Source organism: Nocardia araoensis NBRC 100135, from assembly GCF_000308435.1.
GTDB lineage: Bacteria > Actinomycetota > Actinomycetes > Mycobacteriales > Mycobacteriaceae > Nocardia > Nocardia araoensis.
On the sequence record NZ_BAFR01000056.1, the window covers coordinates 31,136 to 47,974 of the forward strand.

Annotated in this window: 13 protein-coding genes and 1 tRNA gene; 9 read left to right on the forward strand and 5 right to left on the reverse strand. The window is 69.4% G+C overall.

Annotated elements, in window-relative coordinates:
* Nucleotides 1–41: 41 nt before the first annotated feature.
* Entirely contained in the window at nucleotides 42–428 is a 387-nt protein-coding gene (locus ON21_RS07845) for a DUF1707 domain-containing protein (protein ID WP_051020453.1), read from the reverse strand.
* 284 nt (nucleotides 429–712) lie between these two features.
* Nucleotides 713–1,321, reverse strand: coding sequence for a TenA family protein (locus ON21_RS07850; RefSeq protein ID WP_039796827.1), 609 nt, complete (start codon nucleotides 1,319–1,321; stop codon nucleotides 713–715).
* A 66-nt stretch (nucleotides 1,322–1,387) separates the two neighbouring features.
* Here ON21_RS07850 and ON21_RS07855 point away from each other — a divergent pair, with 66 nt between their 5' ends.
* A complete protein-coding gene (locus tag ON21_RS07855) occupies nucleotides 1,388–2,650 on the forward strand; it encodes a phthiocerol/phthiodiolone dimycocerosyl transferase family protein (RefSeq protein WP_245562503.1) in 1,263 nt (420 codons plus the stop codon).
* Nucleotides 2,651–2,703: 53 nt separating this feature from the next.
* Here the strand turns inward: ON21_RS07855 and ON21_RS07860 are convergent, their stop codons facing one another.
* Nucleotides 2,704–4,677, reverse strand: coding sequence for a TPM domain-containing protein (locus ON21_RS07860; protein WP_051020456.1), 1,974 nt, complete (start codon nucleotides 4,675–4,677; stop codon nucleotides 2,704–2,706).
* A 30-nt stretch (nucleotides 4,678–4,707) separates the two neighbouring features.
* On the opposite strand from ON21_RS07860, the gene ON21_RS07865 reads away from it, so the two are divergent.
* The 3 genes from ON21_RS07865 to ON21_RS07875 all read left to right on the forward strand — a co-directional run bounded on the left by ON21_RS07865 (nucleotide 4,708) and on the right by ON21_RS07875 (nucleotide 7,401).
* On the forward strand, nucleotides 4,708–5,385 hold the full coding sequence (locus ON21_RS07865) for an MBL fold metallo-hydrolase (RefSeq protein ID WP_039796804.1): 678 nt from the start codon (nucleotides 4,708–4,710) through the stop codon (nucleotides 5,383–5,385).
* 70 nt (nucleotides 5,386–5,455) lie between these two features.
* A complete protein-coding gene (locus ON21_RS07870) occupies nucleotides 5,456–6,136 on the forward strand; it encodes a YdcF family protein (protein ID WP_051020454.1) in 681 nt (226 codons plus the stop codon).
* Nucleotides 6,137–6,141: 5 nt separating this feature from the next.
* Entirely contained in the window at nucleotides 6,142–7,401 is a 1,260-nt protein-coding gene (locus tag ON21_RS07875; protein ID WP_039796805.1) for a deoxyguanosinetriphosphate triphosphohydrolase, read from the forward strand.
* A gap of 219 nt (nucleotides 7,402–7,620) precedes the next feature.
* Here the strand turns inward: ON21_RS07875 and ON21_RS38240 are convergent, their stop codons facing one another.
* Nucleotides 7,621–8,193 (reverse strand): hypothetical protein, encoded by a 573-nt coding sequence (locus tag ON21_RS38240; RefSeq protein WP_157170754.1) that lies wholly within the window; start codon nucleotides 8,191–8,193, stop codon nucleotides 7,621–7,623.
* A gap of 2,520 nt (nucleotides 8,194–10,713) precedes the next feature.
* Between ON21_RS38240 and ON21_RS07885 the strand changes: the two genes are divergently transcribed.
* The 3 genes from ON21_RS07885 (at nucleotide 10,714) to dnaG (ending at nucleotide 14,630) form a co-directional block, all read left to right on the forward strand.
* A complete protein-coding gene (locus tag ON21_RS07885) occupies nucleotides 10,714–11,868 on the forward strand; it encodes an FIST signal transduction protein (RefSeq protein WP_039796807.1) in 1,155 nt (384 codons plus the stop codon).
* Complete coding sequence (locus ON21_RS07890; RefSeq protein WP_039796808.1) at nucleotides 11,865–12,614, forward strand: Mut7-C RNAse domain-containing protein; 750 nt, start codon at nucleotides 11,865–11,867, stop codon at nucleotides 12,612–12,614. Before ON21_RS07885 ends, ON21_RS07890 begins: the two co-directional genes overlap by 4 nt.
* A 96-nt stretch (nucleotides 12,615–12,710) precedes the next feature.
* Nucleotides 12,711–14,630 (forward strand): DNA primase, encoded by a 1,920-nt coding sequence (gene dnaG / locus ON21_RS07895; RefSeq protein ID WP_039796809.1) that lies wholly within the window; start codon nucleotides 12,711–12,713, stop codon nucleotides 14,628–14,630.
* Nucleotides 14,631–14,694: 64 nt separating this feature from the next.
* Here dnaG and ON21_RS07900 read toward each other — a convergent pair whose 3' ends face one another.
* Nucleotides 14,695–14,940 carry a hypothetical protein gene (locus ON21_RS07900; protein WP_039796811.1) on the reverse strand — a complete coding sequence of 82 codons (246 nt, stop codon included), beginning with the start codon at nucleotides 14,938–14,940 and terminating at the stop codon, nucleotides 14,695–14,697.
* A 202-nt stretch (nucleotides 14,941–15,142) separates the two neighbouring features.
* Here ON21_RS07900 and ON21_RS07905 point away from each other — a divergent pair.
* Together ON21_RS07905 and ON21_RS07910 are read left to right on the forward strand one after the other, a co-directional pair.
* Nucleotides 15,143–15,215: transfer RNA gene (locus tag ON21_RS07905), tRNA-Asn, on the forward strand.
* Nucleotides 15,216–15,910: 695 nt separating this feature from the next.
* A partial coding sequence (locus tag ON21_RS07910; protein ID WP_039796831.1) for an MFS transporter occupies nucleotides 15,911–16,839 on the forward strand: 929 nt, incomplete at its 3' end.

A 16,839-nucleotide genomic window follows, 5' to 3' on the forward strand; every position in this document is an offset into this window, starting at 1 on the left:
GGCGGCGCCCCGTGGTCGACCCGGCCACGGGGCGCCGCCGTTCAGCCGTTCTTGCGGGTGACGATTCCGATCGTGGTCGGGATGAGCAGCGCGAGGCCCCACGGCACCGCGACCCAGAACGGCCAGAAGTAACCCGCACCGGTGGCCAGATAGATCGCCACGCACAGCGCGTTGACGAACACCCACGGCGTCCACATGATGGTGATCCACTGCGGGATGCCCCTGGCGCGCGCGGGCTGTGCTTCCCGTGTCGCGGGAAGGTCCGACAGCAGCGGCGTCAGTTCGCCGTAGGTCTTGGCGGCATACACCTGTTGCAGCCGGTCGTCGAATTCGGCGAGCGACAACCTGCCCTCGTTCATCGCGAGGCGCAGCCGGTCGATGATCTTCTCCCGATCGGCGTCGGAGGCCCGCACGTGGTCCTGACTCACGGTGTCAGACTAGGTCCACTCGGCCGATGACGCGGTGTGTTCGTCAGTGGCAAGGGGATTGGGCCTTGTCGTAGCGCGACACGGCCGCGAAGGAGGTGTCCTGCGCGTTCAGGTGCGCGAGGTGGCCGACGTTGTCCAGCTGATACGCGCGGCCAGCCATTCTTCGCGTGACGCCACGTCGGGGCGGTTCATAGGGGTCTCCTCGATGTCGGGGCAGTGCTCTGTACAGGTAGACGGAGCCACTCCGTGGGAGTCATCGGCGGACCGAGGAATCCGTCCGGAGGTCAGAGCGGAACGTCCCAGAACGCCAGCTCGTGCCCGAGCCCTTCGCGGAACCGCTCTTCCGCCCGCGCCGGATCGGCCCCCGACTCGTCGATCATCTGCGCGCAGCGGCGGGTGAGGGCGGCGAAACCGGGATCGGCGTAGGTGTCGACCCAGCGCCGGTAGCGCGGTTCGGCGGGCGGGTGCTCGGCCAGGCGCGCCCCGAGCGTGGAGTATCCCCACATGCACGGATAGAGCGCGGCGAGACCTTCGCCGTAGGACGCGGCGGAGTCCAGCAGGAACGCCGTGTACGCCGCGCACGGAGCGCCTTTGACCGCGCCGTCGAGGTCCGCGCCGAACTCGGCGGCCAGCGAGCGGTGCAGCGACAGCTCCTCGTGATAGGTGGCGTGCGCGAGGTCGACCAGGTCGCCGAGATGGGCTGCCGGAGCCTGCCAGGCGAGGCGGGCGAACACCCGGACGTAATCGAGCAGGAACAGGTAGTCCTGCTCCAGCCAGGACCGGAAGACCGGTTCGGGCAGGGTGCCCTGGGCGATACCCAGCACGGTGGGATGGGCGAGTTGTTCCTCCACCGCGGGAAGGCCGATCTGCTCCAGACGCGCCGCGAGACTCATACCGGCAGTCTTCCGCATCCGCCCGGTCGGTTTGCACTCGCGCCGGTAGTGCCGCACCCTTGCCGTGTGTTGTGGGATGAGGACGCTTCGATTCGGGTGCTGGCGCCGTCGGAGCAGCGGTTCGTACGGCATGGCACCTACACGGGCCGGTCGGTTTCGGTGCGGGGAGTGCTCGACGTGGGGGCGTTGCGGGAAGCATTCGCGCAGCTGCGGTGCGCGTATCCGGTGATCGGCTGCAGAATCGTGGAAGATGCTGAAGGGCAGGGATATCTGCTCGCCGCGCGGGAGAAGGCATGGGCCCCGGTTTCCGTGCGCGAGGGCGACCTGGCGGCGATCGGCATTCCCGCGATGGATCCGGCGGTGCAGTTGGCCTATCTGGATGTCGTCGGCTCGGGCGGGGAGGAGTGGCGTGTCACGTTGTTCGCTCACCACAGCGTCGCCGACGCGGGCCACTGCGTAGAGCTGCTGTCCCGACTATGGGATTTCTATACCGGCAATGTCGAGGGACGGTCGACAGATATTGCGCCACAGGGCATTCCGCAATCCTTGGAGTGGTATGTGTCGGCCCGCGGCATCACCGCGACCGCGCGGTCCGGATTCGAGGACGTGACCGAACCGCTTCCGCCGGAGGCGCGGAACGTGCCGACCGACAGCGCGGAACCCGCGCCGAGTACGCTCGCCCGTCCTGTGCGTGTGCGCCTGAACCGAGCGGCCACCGACCGGATCGTCGATCTCGCGCGCACCTCGGGTGTGACGTTCAACGGGCTGCTCACCGCCGCACTGCTGCGCGCGTACGCCCGTGAGACAGTCGGCGGCGCAACGTCTTTGGGCTTCCTGTACCCGGTGGACCTGCGCAATCGGCTGGAGCCGCCGGTCGCCGCCTCGGCGGGTACCAACATGGCCGGGATGGCATCCTTCGCGGCGGAGGTGGACCCGGCCGCCAGTCCGGTGGAATTGGCGCAACGCATCTCGGCTCGGCTGACCCGCGATCTGTCCGAGGGCGTCGTGCAGCAGTCCGTACTGCGTTTCCCGGATTACTACGGCGCCAGCAGGATTCACTCGCTGGCCGGGCACATCGCGGTGACCAATACCGGCGTCGTCCCGGTATTCCACACGCCCGCCGATCTCGAGCTCACCGATTACGAGATCGTCTACGTCTCGGCGCATCCTCGCCCGTCCGCGGGCGCGTCGGCCGCGGTCACCTTCCTGGCCTACACGTTCGCACGGGAGCTGACCGTCGGCGTGCTCGGCGGCGGCGCGCATGCCGACGGGCTGCCCGAGGCGGTGCGTGCGGAGCTGACCGCGTTATCGGCGGCCGGGGCCCGCTGACCGGTGCCGGACCGATTCCTGCTCCCGCTCGATCGGCGGGGCCAGGGGCGAGGTCAGAATCTGCCGCCGCGGCCGATTCTCCGGGAGCCGGACGAACCACCGTACGAGCCGGGGCTCCAGCCGCCCCCGGAATGCCTGGCGCCCGTCGCCGCCCCACGGAGCAATCCTTCGAGCAGGATGCCGCCCAACACCGCCCCGGTCTGGGCGATGCCGGAAGGCGCCCGTTGCGCCTCCCATGCCCGCACGCTGGCCTGCGCCGCCTGGAGCGCGCGCCCGGCCAGGTCCGCCGCGGCCTGCGCGTGCCGCAGTGCGCCGGCGGGATCGTTCGCGCTCAACCGCTGCGCCTCGTCGAGGTTGCGCTGTGCTTCCGACAGGCGGGTGCGTGCTTCGGCGTCGATGCCGCCGCGCCGGGTGCTGATGTAGTCGGCGGCCGAACCGATTCGGGCGCCGGCGTCGGTGAGCGCTCGATCGAACCTGCGTCGCAGGTCCTCGGCGGCGAGTTTGCGGTCGGTCGCCCCCGCGACGGCACGGTCGAGATCGGCGTCGGCCGTGACCGCGCCGTGGAAGGCGCTCAGCGGATCGGTGTCACCCGTGGCCGTCGCATGCTCCAGTGCGGACTGCGCGGCGGTGCGGGCGGCGGCCAGTTCCGGTCCGCCGTAGTCGGCGAGCTCGGCGGCGGAGGCGAGGTCGCGGCGCAACTCGTCCAGCACACCCGGCAGGCCGTCGCGCGCCTGCTGGATGGCGCTCGACGCGTTGTCGACCGCGTCGAGCAAGCAACGAGCCTGACCGATCGCGGCCTCGGCCGACCGGATGGCGGCGACCGCGCCGCCTTGTTCGCCGACCGGCTCGGCGAGTGCGGAACGTCCCGCGCCGACGTTCTGCTCCGCGAAAGCGAGGCGCTCGCGGGCCATCCGCACGTTGTCCTCGATCGGCGCGAGCACACTCGCCGGATGGGTGGCGGCGAGTGTGCTCAGCTGAGCTTCCGAGTCCGGAATCCGGGCGGTCACGTCGACGACGTCCCTGGTGAGGGCGTCCAGCCGAGCCGAGGCGTTGAGCAGCAGATCGCGCATGGCGTCGAATTCCGCTACCTGCGCGTCGAGTTCGCGATCGGCGCGCCCCGCCTTGCCGATCAGCTCGACCAGCAGCGAGCGCTGTTCGTCGGGTGTCTCCGGGATCGCGTCGTCCAGGCGCTGCCGGATCGCGAATGCCTGGGCAGCAGCCGCTTTCGCGTTGTCGAGGGCGGTGCGGAAGGGCGTGGTGGCGGTGGCGCCGAACTCGCCGGTGGCGAGTTCGAGTTCCTCGCCGCTGGTGCGAATCGCGTTGTCGATCTCCACCAGCGTCTCCCGTGAGCGGGCCTGCAACGCCTCCAGCGACAGTGCGGACAGCGCCGTCGTGTTCTCCGGATCCAGTTGCCGTGCCGCCGCCAGCTCGGCCTCGGACCGTTCGCGCCGCCGTTTGCGCGCGTACCAGACGAGCCCGCCCGCCACCAGAACCACCAGCAGGCCGATGACGAACAGGGCGCGAACGTTCACCCCGCCGCCGCGCATGGCCGCGTCCAGCCCGTCGGCCGTCGCGACCCCCGCGTCGGCCCAGCGTCCGTCCCGCAGGGCGGGCTCGACCTTGCCGATCAGGATGTCGTCGAGCTCCGAATCGCTGATCTCACGGGGCGCTTCGCCCTCCAGCCAGTACGCGCGGTCCTCGGTGGCGACCGCGAGCAGCAGGTCCCGTTGGCCGAAGCCGGATATCGAGGCGGTGCGCCCGGCCCAGTCCCGCGGCTGCAGCCCGTCGAAGCCGCGCACGTACACCACCCACAGCCGCAGCTGCTGGTCGGCGTAGAGCTGGTCCACCGCACCGCGGACCCGATCGAGCTGACCCTGGTCGAGCGCGCCGGCCGGATCCTCCACATAGGTGTTCATCCGCAGCGGCGGTTCCGCCGCGATCGTCGGAGCGCCCAGCAGGGCGATCGCGGCCACCAGGACGCTGATCGCGAGCAGGCGAACGAAGCGGATCCGCGACGGCAGTGACATGGCACGAATGTAGCTCGCTAGCATCGTTTCGTGATCACCATCGATCGCCCGTACAGCGGCCACGTGTCACCGGATTCGAACCCGCAGCAGCGCGACGTCCCCGGCGCCCGCATCGTCAAGATGTCGGTCGGCGGCATGGACAACAACTGCTACCTGGTGCAGTGCACCGGCACCGGCGCGGCCCTGCTCATCGACGCCGCCAACGAGGCGCCCCGCATCGCGGCCCTCGTCGAGCAGGAGGCGCCCGGGCAGGTCCGGTTGATCGTCACCACCCACCAGCACCGCGACCACTGGATGGCGCTGCGGGAGACCACCGCGGCCACCGGAGCTCCCACCGCGGCGCATCCGCTCGACGCCGACCCGCTGCCGGTTCGCCCCGATCGGCTGCTGGCCGAGGGCGACACCGTGACCATCGGCGATCTGGTCTTCGAGGTCATCCACCTGCGCGGCCACACGCCCGGCTCGATCACCCTCGCGCTCACCGACGGGGCGGGGCGTACGCATCTGTTCACCGGCGACTCGCTGTTCCCCGGCGGCGTCGGGCGCACCACTTCCCCGGCGGACTTCACCTCGCTGTTCACCGACGTGTCGACCAAGCTCTTCGACCGCTACCCCGACGACACCGTCGTCTACCCCGGCCACGGCGACGACACCACGCTCGGCGCCGAGCGGCCCAGCCTTCCGGCCTGGCGAGACCGCGGCTGGTAACCGCCCCTGACGGTAACCGGTCCGGGGCCTGCGCCGCTCCTGGCAGACTTGGGGAGTGAATTTGCCAACGATGCGCACCCGAGCCTTCCCTGCGCCCGAATCCGCCCGGCCACAGGGCTTCGGCGCCGGGTTGCTGCGCTGGGCGCGGCGGCTCGTCGTCGGTTCCGTCGTCATGGGCGCGGTGCTGGTCGGCGGGACCGCCTTCCGCGTGTGGCAGGTCGCGCGCATCGAGGACTACACGAAGGCCGACGCCATCGTCGTGCTCGGCGCCGCGCAGTACTCCGGCACGCCGTCCTCGGTATTCGAGGCGCGACTCGACCAGGCGTACAAGCTGTTCCGGGCCGGTGTCGCGCCGCGTGTCATCACCGTGGGCGGTAAACAGGAGGGCGATCTGTTCACCGAAGCCGCCTCGGGCAAGAACTATTTGCAGGCACGTGGCGTGCCCGCCGACAAGATCCTCGCCGTGGAAACCGGATCGGACACCCTGCGCAGCATCGAAGCGGTGGTCACCGCGATGCGGGCGCGGGATATGTCGTCGGCGGTGCTGGTCAGCGATCCCTGGCATTCGCTGCGCACCCGCACCATGGCCCGCGACGAGGGGCTGGCGGCGTGGACCGCCCCCACCAGAACCGGCCCCGCCGTCTACACCCGCGAATCCCAGGCGCACGGCATCGCCAGGGAAACCGGCGCCCTGCTGTGGTACCAGCTCACACACTTCTCGGCGGACTTCGCCTACACGGCGGGGCAGTGAGTTCGATGAGCGCCCGGTACACCGATCACGACACCGAACGCCTCGTCGTCGAGGGCGCCAAGACCGCGGGGCTCGGCCCGCCGCGCAGTGAGTTCGAAACCGGCCACCGGACCGAATTCGCCCGTGACCGGGCCCGCGTGCTGCACTCCGCGGCGCTGCGCAGACTGGCCGACAAGACTCAGGTCATGGGCCCGCGCGAGGCGGACACTCCGCGTACCCGGCTCACCCACTCCCTGGAGGTCGCCCAGATCGGCCGCAGCATCGCCGACGGCCTCGGCTGTGATCCGGACCTGGTCGATCTGGCCGGTCTCGCCCATGACATCGGCCACCCGCCCTACGGCCACAACGGTGAAAAGGCCCTCGACACCTTCGCCGACGCTTTCGGCGGGTTCGAAGGTAACGCGCAGAACCTGCGCATCCTCACCCGCCTCGAACCGAAGGTGCTCGAGTCCGACGGCACCAGCGCGGGCCTCAACCTCACCCGCGCCGCACTCGACGCCGCGCTCAAATATCCCTGGGGCCGAACCGGTCCCGGAACCAAGTTCGGCGCCTACGAGGTCGACACCGAGCGTCTCGAGTGGATCCGCAAGGGCGCGCCGGACCGGCGCCGCAGCCTCGAATGCCAGATCATGGACTGGTCCGATGACGTCGCCTACTCGGTGCACGACGTCGAGGACGGCGTCATCGCGGGCCGGATCGATCTGCGCGCGCTGGCCGACCCCGCCGAACAGGACGCGCTGGCCGCGCTCGGCCAGTTCCAGCACTCGCTGGCCGCCGACGAGCTGATCGCCGCCGCCCAACGGCTCTCAGAACTGCCGGTGGTCACGGCGGCGTCCGGATACGACGGCACGTTCACCGCCTCGGTCGCGCTGAAGCGCCTCACCAGCGAGCTCGTTGGCCGCTTCGCCACCGCCGCGATCATGGCGACGAAGGAGGTGGCCGGGCCGCAGCCGCTGTCCCGGTACAGCGCGGACCTGGAGGTGCCGCGCATCGTCGCCGCCGAGGTGGCGCTGCTGAAGACCGTCGCGCTGCGCTACGTGATGTCCGACCCGGCGCACCGGCTACGGCAGGCCGCCCAGCGCGAACGCATCCTCGCGGTGGCCGATCGCTTGCTCGCCACCGCTCCCGGCAGCCTGGATCCGCTGTTGCTGCCGTTCTGGAACGCCGCGACCGACGACACCGCCCGCGTGCGCGTCGTGGTCGACCAGATCGCTTCCTACACCGAAAGTCGGCTGGAGCGGGTTGCGGGGGAGTTGCACATTTAGGCGTACCTCCGCCTTCGCTCCGGCCATGCGCGGGGTTGAGGGCGGACTACGTCCGGCTGTGTTCTTTCGGCGTACCTCCGCCTTCGCTCCGGCCGTGCGCGGGTTGAGGGCGGACTACGTCCGGCTGTGTTCTTTCGGCGTACCTCCGCCTTCGCTCCGGCCATGCGCGGGTTGAGGGCGGACTACGTCCGGCTGTGTTGTTGGTGCGTACCTCCGCCTTCACGCCGAGAGGTCGTCGGAGGACTCCGCTCGGGCCATTTTCACCAGCGCGCCGTGCAATTCCTTGGCCGACGCGCTCGCTCGCTCGCCCCGCAGCACCACCTCGGTGAAGCCGTCGATCAAGGCCCGGCCGGGATCCAGCAGACCGAGACCACCGCCGCCGCCACGCAGCGACTCGTTGATCAAGGTGCGCAGAGCTTCTTGCCGGGCCCGGAACCCACCGGCGACGTCCAGCGCCCCCGCGAACTCGCGCGCCACCGCGGTGTACACCGGCCGCTCGGCAGGCCCGCGGCGACGAAAGATCCTGCGTGTTTCCACCGGAGCCGACCGCGGCGGCGACAAGGCGGCGCGATCGAGAAGCATCCAGATCGCCGCATCGGCCGACTGCTCCGCCGTCGGTTCGCGCTCCGGTCTAGGGCGAGGTTCCGCGTCGGCGGTGAGCTCGACGCCCCGCAGCGGCATCGGGTATTTCGTGAGCAGCTCGTCGATAGCGGAGGCGATCTCGCGAATCACCTGGACACCGATATTCGCGGTGTCGAACCCGACGACTTCCAATCCATGCCGCGCCGACATCTCCCGCGCGATTCGAAGCGCCTCGGCCGGGTCGGGATGATCGGGCTGTTCGGCTACTGTGTGGCGGCGTGCGGCGGCGCTGCGTTCGATAGGTGCGCGACCGTTCTTCCGGGCGGATGCAGGGTCGGTCCGCCGAACCGGTGCGTCGCCTCCACTGCCGGTTCGCTGCGGAGTTGCCGAATCGCTCCGGTGAACCGAGGTGGAGTTGTCGGGGCTGTGCCGGCGCGGGTGCTCGCCGTCTGTTCGCGGCGATCGTTTCGGGGCGTGAGCAGTGTCGGCCTGATTGTCGTCGGGAATATCCGTCTGCCGAATATGTCCGGGTCGGTGCGCGGTAGCGCTGTTGTCGATCAGTGTGGGCTGGCTACGCTCGTCGGTTCGCCGGTCGAGCGGGGCAGCGCCGGTGCGGTCGAATGGGGGAACGAACGTGGAATCGCCCTGTAGGCCGGTCGCGGGGTGGGCCGTGCTGCCGGGCTTTCGATTGCCTGGCGCATCGGTCTGTGGGTGAGATTCGGTCCGGTGGATCGGGACGGGGTCCGTCGTTCCAGCGCTCGCAGGGATGGACTGGTGTGCCTGCGAGGGGTCGAGCCAGGAAAAGCGCAGGGCGTCGATCCATGGAGGGGTGGCCGAGCCGGGAGCGGTCTCGGTTGTTCGCCGCGATACGGGTTCGTCAGTGGCGTCCGCCTGCTGGATGGGTGCGGACTCCGCCCGCTGCTCGGCCGCGGAGTGCTCTGTGGCGTCGATCTTGTGGATGGGCTGTGGGCGGAGTGCGGTAGCCGCCGGGGCGGATGCCGCCTGCTCGGCAGTGTGTGCCGACTCGTCGGTGCCGATTGCGGGTTGGTGGCGGGGAAGATCGGCCCTGCCGATCGACTGGTCGGGTGCTGAGGTCGTCTGCTGTTCGGCTGTGAGGTGGTCGGTGGTGTCGACCTGGCGGGTGGGCTCGGGATGGCGCGTGGTGGCTGTCTGCGGTGTCGGTGTCGCCTGCCCGGCAGTGGCCGCTTGCGGGTCGGGTGCCGAGTCGTCGACGCCGGTTCCTTCCGAGGGCGCCTGCGGGTCCCCGATATTCGGTGCGACGGGTGTGGGCTCGTCGGCGATGCCGGTTCGTTCCGGCGGCACCGGTTCTGTGTGCGGGACTGGCTCTGGAAGGGACGAGGGGCCGGTCTCCGGAGTGGACGGGGAGTGACCAGCAGTACCGATATGTCGCGGCGGCGCGAAGGCTTCTGTGACATATATCGGGCGGATCGGTTCCCGGTGGTGCGTGCCGCTCGACTGTCGGTTGGGTTCGTGGTGGTCTTCGGCATCGGTCCGCCGCGAGGAGGGCTGGTGTCCCTCAGCGGTGGTGCTCGTCGGTGCCTGCGTATCGGTGGAACCGGTTGCCCGGTCCGGTGCAGACTCGTTCGGCACGGGTGCGGGGGTCGCCGGCTGCGCGTTCTCGGGTAGCGGTATCGAGTCGTCGGCTCTGTCGATCCGTGGGCGAGGCGGAAGACCGCCTGCGGCGCCGGATCTTGGAGCCGACACGTGGTGGCGCGTAGTCCCCCTCTTCGGGATGTCCGCGCTCTCGACGCTGGTTGCGGCGCCGGTCGGCTGATCCGGTGGGGAGCCGTCCGGGGAATCCGTTCGACGAGCAGGTGCGGCATCGACCTGACGGCGGGGCGTGGAGTGTTCGCCAGGGTTCGTCCTCAGGAGCGACGCCGAAGCAACGGCGGTAGGGCCGTCGGCGACAACGGCGCGCCGGACGGATACCGGCTCATCGACCGTGTCGGCACGACTTGCGGGCTCGACTTCCGGATGGCGCCCCACGGCCGCTCGACGTGAGGGCGTGGACAGTTCTGCCGCCGGGACGCCGATCTCGCGCGACGCGGGCACGAGAACCGGTGCGGCCGGCGCCGTCGGACATGGTCGGACCACGCGCCTCGACCAGGGCGTCTCCTGAGTTCTGCGGGACCATGGCGTCGGCCTCGCCTTGGGCGCGGGCGAGGAATCGGGCGGGAGCGCTCGGGTCTCCGGCGCCGAGACAGGCAGTTCTTCGGCACGGTCGAGCCGGTCGCCCGTGACCAGCCCTTCGGCGGAGGCGATGGCCGCCTTCAGTTCGCCGACCGTCCGGGAAGCGTCGGCGATGAGCCGCTCCAAGGTGGATACCATCGTGCGCAGCTCGCCTGTGTCGATCCGCGACGGCTGACTCACGATGTCTCCCGCCTGTCCTCATCAGGTCTTGCCGCGGTGCGCCGGCCTCGCCGACATTCTGATCTCGGGTGACCGAAAACAGACTGTGGTTTCGGCTATTGTCGCTCACCTCGCCGGACCTCTCCGGGCTGGGAAGAGGGATGATGCGGCGGCTGCCGCTCAACAGCTATCGGTTCGCAACCTGCCCGCCACCTCCGCCGCTCCGGTCGTGGAGCTGACGGATCTTCGGTCTTCCACCTGCACATCGGCCTGCTGGCGGGGGCAGTTCGTTTCACCATTGCGAAAGGTGCAGTGCTGCAATGTATTTCACACTACCCCCAGGTTGGCTACCATGGAAGGGTGCGGATCGGAGTAGGGCTCTCCACCGCGCCCGAAGCGCGGCGAGCGGGCATGGAAGCCGCGGCGCGCGCCCGCGACGAGATCGCGGGCGATGCGCCGTCGCTCGCTGTGCTGCTCGCGTCCCGCGCGCACACCGACGACGCCGTGGAGGTGCTGTCCGGCGTCCACCGGACGGTCCGGGTGCCCGCCCTGATCGGGTGCGTGGCCCAGGCGGTGGTGGCGGGCCGCCGCGAGATCGAGGACGAGCCCGCGGTGGCCGTGTGGCTGGCCTCCGGACTGCCCGCCGCCGAAACCTTCCAGTTGGACTTCCTTCGCACGGCCAGCGGCGGACTCCTCGCCGGTTATCGCTTCGACAAAGCCGCACGCGACTTCCACCTGCTGCTGCCCGACCCCTACTCCTTCCCGGCCGATCTGCTGCTGGAGTACGTGAACACAGATCTGCCCGGCACCGTCGTGATGGGCGGGTTGGTGAGCGGCGGCCACGGTCCGGAAGGCAGCCGCCTGTTCCGCGACCACGCCGTGGTGACCTCGGGCGCGGTCGGCGTTCGCCTTCCCGGCCTGCACAACGTGCCGATCGTGTCCCAGGGCTGCCGTCCGATCGGGTATCCCTACACCGTCACCGGCGCGGACGGCACGGTGATCACCGGGCTCGGCGGCCTGCCCCCGATCGAGCGGTTGCGCCAGATCGTCGCCGTGCTGCCACCCGACCAGCAGGAAGAGCTCGCGCGCGGCCTGCAGATCGGGTTCGTCGTCGACGAACATCTGGCCGAGCCAGGACAGGGCGACTTCCTGATCCGCGGCCTGCTCGGCGCCGATCCGGCCAGCGGCGCGATCGAGGTGGGCGAGGTCGTGGAGGTCGGCACCACCGTCCAATTCCAGGTCCGCGACGCGATCGGAGCCGATCACGATCTCCGGGCGGCGCTTGCGCGGGCGCGCACCGACCTTTCCGGACGTGCGGCAGGCGCCTTGCTGTTCACCTGCAACGGACGCGGCCGCCGGATGTTCGGTGTCGCCGACCACGACGCCACGACCATCGAGGACTTGCTCGACGGCATCCCGCTCGCGGGCTTCTTCGCCGCCGGCGAGATCGGGCCCATCGCGGGTCGCAACGCGCTGCACGGATTCACGGCGTCGATGGCGCTGTTCGTCGAATGAGCGTCGATCTCCGGGTCTACGCCGAGCTGAACGATTTCCTGCGGCCCCGCGAGCGATACGCCGTCCTGCGACGGCCGTGCCGCCCGCACCAGACCGTCAAAGACGTCATCGAGGCCGCGGGGATCCCGCATACGGAGGTCGACCTGGTCCTGGTCGACGGAGAACCGGTCGACTTCGACCATCACCCCCGCCCCGGCGGACGGATCACCGCGTATCCCGTTTTCGAGACCCTCGACATCGGCCCGGTGACGTTGGTTCGCCCCCATCCGCTGCGCGAGCCGCGCTTTCTCGCGGACGTGAACCTCGGCGGTCTCGCCAAGTTGATGCGGCTGATGGGGCTCGACGTGCATTGCCGGTGGGACGCCGAGGACGCCGAACTCGCCGAGGCGTCCGCGGCCGAGCACCGCATTCTGCTCACCCGTGACCGGGGGCTGCTGAAGCGCCGCAACGTCACGCACGGCGTCTACATCTGGTCGGATCGGCCGGTCGACCAGGTCGTGGAAGTGATCCGGCGGCTCGACCTCGTCGCGTGCCTGGATCCGTTCACCCGCTGCCTGCGTTGCGGCGGCGTCGTCGTCGAGGTCGACAAAGCCGAGGTCGAGGATCGCCTCCAACCGCTCACCCGTCGCTACTACGACACCTTCCGGCAGTGCCGCGATTGCGGCCGGATCTATTGGCAAGGCTCACACCAGGCAAATCTGGCCGAGACCGTTGCCGCGATCCGCGCGGAACTGGATCGCTCGTGATCTGCGCCCGTCCCGCTCGCGGCCAGGTTCGGACGGAACTCGCGGTGCGTCAGCCGCCCGGGCGCGTCGCCCCCGCCTTCGCCTAGACTCTCTGCCGTGGCCGGACGACTTCCTGATCGCGATATCGCGGCAATACGCGAGCGCGTCCGGATCGAAGACGTGGTGGGGGAGTACGTCGCGCTCAAGCGCGCCGGAGCGGACTCCATGAAGGGCCTGTGCCCGTTCCACGACGAGAAGTCGCCGTCGTTCCACGTGCGACCCAATCACGGACTGTTCCACTGCTTCGGCTGCGGCGAGGGCGGCGACGTGTTCGCCTTCCTGCAGAAGATCGAGCACGTCGGTTTCGTCGAGTCGGTCGAGCAGCTGGCCGACCGGATCGGTTACCAGATCAACTACGAAGGCGGCGGCACCTCGGTGCAGCGCGACCGCGGCACCCGTTCCAGGCTGGTCGCGGCGAACGCGGCCGCGCACGAGTTCTACGTCGCGCAGTTGCGGGAGCCGGAAGCCGAAGCCGCGCGCAAATACCTCACCGATCGCAACTTCGACGCCGCGGCCGCGCACCATTTCGGCTGCGGCTACGCCCCGGCGGGGTGGGACACACTCACCAAGCACCTGCTCCGCAAAGGTTTCGACTTCAAGGAACTCGAGGCGGCAGGGCTGTCCAAGCAGGGTCAGCGTGGCCCGATCGACCGCTTCCACCGGCGGCTGCTGTGGCCGATCCGCAACCTGTCCGGCGACGTCATCGGCTTCGGCGCGCGCAAGCTCTTCGACGACGACACCATGCCGGGCAAGTACATCAACACTCCGGAAACGTTGCTGTACAAGAAATCCCAGGTGCTCTTCGGCCTGGATCACGCCAAGCGCGAGATCGCCAAGGGACACCAGGCGGTCGTGGTCGAGGGTTACACCGACGTCATGGCGATGCACCTGGCCGGAGTCAAGACCGCCGTCGCCTCCTGTGGCACCGCCTTCGGCGACGAGCATCTCGCCCTGCTGCGCCGCCTGATGATGGACGACAATTTCTGGCGCGGCGAGATCATCTACACCTTCGACGGCGACGCCGCAGGCCAGGCGGCGGCCGTGAAGGCCTTCTCGGGTGATCAGAAGCTGGCCGGTCAGACCTACATCGCGATCGCGCCGGACGGGCAGGACCCGTGCGAACTGCGGCAGCACTCCGGTGACGCCGCCGTGCGCGATCTGGTCGCCCGCCGCACCCCGCTGTACGAGTTCGTGATTCGCGGTCTGCTCGCCGACCACAACCTGGACACCGCGGAGGGCCAGGTGGAGGCACTGCGCCGGGCGGTACCGGTGGTCGCGCAGATCAAGGACAACGCCCTGCGCAAGGCCTACGCCACCAAACTGGCCGGGTGGGTCGGCTGGGACGACATCCAGACCGTGGTGCGCCGGGTCGGCGAAGAAGCCAAACGGCACCGCAACGGCGGGGGCCGTGCGGGCACGGTGCCCGCACGCGCGCCGCGCGAGGTGGTCGCCGAACATCCTGCGGCACGGCCCAATCCGAACGATCCCACTCTCCTGCCGCAACGTCAGGCACTCGCCGCCGCCCTCCAGTACCCGGCGATGGCCGGAGCCGGTTTCGACGCGCTCGAAGCCGAAGCCTTCACCCACCCCGCCTACACGGTCCTTCGCGGCCTGATCGCCGAGGCGGGCGGTACGGCGGCCGGGCTCGGCGGCGCCGAATGGGTCAACTCGGTCGCCGACCGCACCGAGGACCTCACCATGCGCGCACTGCTGTCCGAGCTGGCCACCGAGCCGCTGCCGGTGAAGTCGGAGGCCGACATCCCGCGCTTCGTCGCGGGTGTGCTGGCACGCACCCAGGAGGCCTGGGTCGGCAGGCAGATCGCCGAGCTCAAGTCCAAGCTCCAGCGGGTCTCCTCGACCGAACAGCCGGACGCCTACTTCGCCCTCTTCGGCGACCTCGTCGCCCTCGAGCAGTACCGCAAGAGCCTGCTCACCCAGGCGATGGGCAACCACGGGGACTTCGCCACCGGGGCCTAGCGCCGATCAGCCCCCTTGATTTCTCACCCACGGCCCGGCTGGTGCGAGCAGCGCATAGGTGGGGTCAGCGGCGCAGCTGGTCGTGCGGCACCAGGACGGTGGTCCGCTCATCGATCGGTTCCATCGGCTCCAAGCGGGGGCGGGTGCTGAGCTTGTCCGCCAGTTTCTGCCTGCCGACGAGCACGAGCTTGCGGGTCACCGGGCTCTCGGTCAGCGCGCGGGTCGCGGCGCTGATCTGTTCGTAGCGAGCCCGCCCGGCCTTACTGCCGAGTACGTAGCCGGCCGCCACGCCGATGATCAACCGCAGCATCTCGATGTGCTCCTCCCAGTTGCCAGTTCGCCGCCCCCATCCTGCCCGACGCCCCACGCGCCTGTCGATCCGGACACCCGGTAGCGACACCCCGCCTTCGCGAACAAGTCAGCAGGTAGCGACGCGATTTGGGCTCCCGCCCAGCGATACGCTAGAGTTTCTCCTCGGCCCGCCCGATACCAACCGGACGAGCCAAGGGCAATCCCCTATAGCTCAATTGGCAGAGCAGCCGACTGTTAATCGGCAGGTTTCTGGTTCGAGTCCAGATGGGGGAGCAGAAACAGCCCCTGACCAGCGGATATTGCGGCAAGGTCGGGGGCTGGATTCTTTCCGGACCCGGAAACGTCCAGAAAGTCTCTCAAAAGGCGCTCGGCGTCCATTTCTGCGTGTTTCGGCGCGGTACCGGCTGTTCCCGGCCCTGTTGGGCTACCGCTCGAGGTCCTCGCAGTGCTGGGCACGACGCGAGCCGGACCCGACTCCCTCCCGTAGCCGAGCGAGAATCCGCCGGCATTCTGCCCGATGGACCGTCTGTGGGGTCTCCTTTACCGCTTCAACGAGTAATGAAGTCGCCGGAATCCATTCCCTACCTTCTTGATCGCAGTGCGGGAACATCCTCATGATGCGAGCGGGGCAGCGTGAGCCGCCAGGTGTCGCAGTGCTGCTGTCCGGCAACCGCGCCGCAGCGCGAGAACGTGCCGGTCTCGGCGTGTCCGGAGGTAGTGATCAGGCTCACGATTCGGTCTCGCCAGCTGGTGGCAGGAACAGTTGACCAGTGGTTTCCGAGTACATTGCGCACCTGGTCGGCAGGAAAACCGGGTGATTTCTGTCGGTGCCGGGCGGAATACTGACCCGCGCCCGATGAGTTCGAGCAGTCGAGACCGTCTTCACAGCTGTGGCGCCGGGACGCGATCCGGTGACTCGGCAACGGGCCACATGTTCTGTCAACGACCCATGCCTCCGGAGGTATCCGATGTCCGCCGCACCATCCGTTCCAGCCTCGGGAGGGCGGACACCGACCGTCATCCGGGTGCTGGTGCTCGCTACGTTCGTGGTGATCCTCAACGAGACCATCATGATCAACGCGATTCCGCGCTTGATGGAGGATCTGGCGATCACCGACCGGGCCGCGCAGTGGGTGTCGACGGCGTTCATGCTGACGATGGCGGCGGTCATCCCGACCACCGGCTGGTTCCTGCAGCGCGTTTCGACCCGGCAGGCGTACGCCGCGGCGATGGGCGTCTTCCTGGCGGGCACCGCGTTGTCGGCGATCGCGCCGTCGTTCGCCGTGCTGCTGCTCGGCCGGATCGTCCAGGCCTTCGGCACCGCGGTGATGATGCCGCTGTTGATGACCACTCTGATGACGGTGGTGGCCGAGCACGACCGGGGCAGGGTGATGGGCAATGTCACCCTTGCGATTTCGGTGGCGCCCGCGATGGGTCCGGTGATCTCCGGTGCGGTGCTGCAGATCGGGTCGTGGCGTTGGCTTTTCGTGCTGGTGCTGCCGATCGCGGGTGTGATCGCCTGGCTGGGACTGCGGCAGCTGGAGAACGTCGGTGAACCGCAAGCGGGGCAGATCGATGTGGCCAGCGTGGCATTGGCGGCGCTCGGGTTCGGCGGGCTGGTGTTCGGGCTCAGCCGCTTCGAGAGCGACAACCTGACCGAGCCGGGGCTGATCGTCGCCGCGGGTTCGGCGCTGATCGCGGGGTTCGTGTGGCGTCAGTTGCGCCTGCAGCGCACCGGCACTCCGCTGCTCGACCTGCGCGTCCTGCTGTCCGGCATCTACGCCAAGGCGCTGATTCTGATGTCGGTGGCGTTCATGGCCATGCTCGGGTCGATGATCCTGCTGCCGCTGTATCTGCAGAACCTGCGTGGCCTGAGCCCGTTGGCCACCGGCTTGCT

Bases quoted from the DNA above. Each gene is read 5' to 3' on its own strand.
- ON21_RS07850 (WP_039796827.1), bottom strand. From the start codon at position 1,321: ATGAGTCTCGCGGCGCGTCTGGAGCAGATCGGCCTTCCCGCGGTGGAG.
- ON21_RS07860 (WP_051020456.1), bottom strand. From the start codon at position 4,677: ATGTCACTGCCGTCGCGGATCCGCTTCGTTCGCCTGCTCGCGATCAGC.
- ON21_RS07870 (WP_051020454.1), top strand. From the start codon at position 5,456: ATGCGCACCCGAGCCTTCCCTGCGCCCGAATCCGCCCGGCCACAGGGC.
- ON21_RS07875 (WP_039796805.1), top strand. From the start codon at position 6,142: ATGAGCGCCCGGTACACCGATCACGACACCGAACGCCTCGTCGTCGAG.
- ON21_RS38240 (WP_157170754.1), bottom strand. From the start codon at position 8,193: ATGTCGGCGCGGCATGGATTGGAAGTCGTCGGGTTCGACACCGCGAAT.
- ON21_RS07890 (WP_039796808.1), top strand. From the start codon at position 11,865: ATGAGCGTCGATCTCCGGGTCTACGCCGAGCTGAACGATTTCCTGCGG.
- ON21_RS07900 (WP_039796811.1), bottom strand. From the start codon at position 14,940: ATGCTGCGGTTGATCATCGGCGTGGCGGCCGGCTACGTACTCGGCAGT.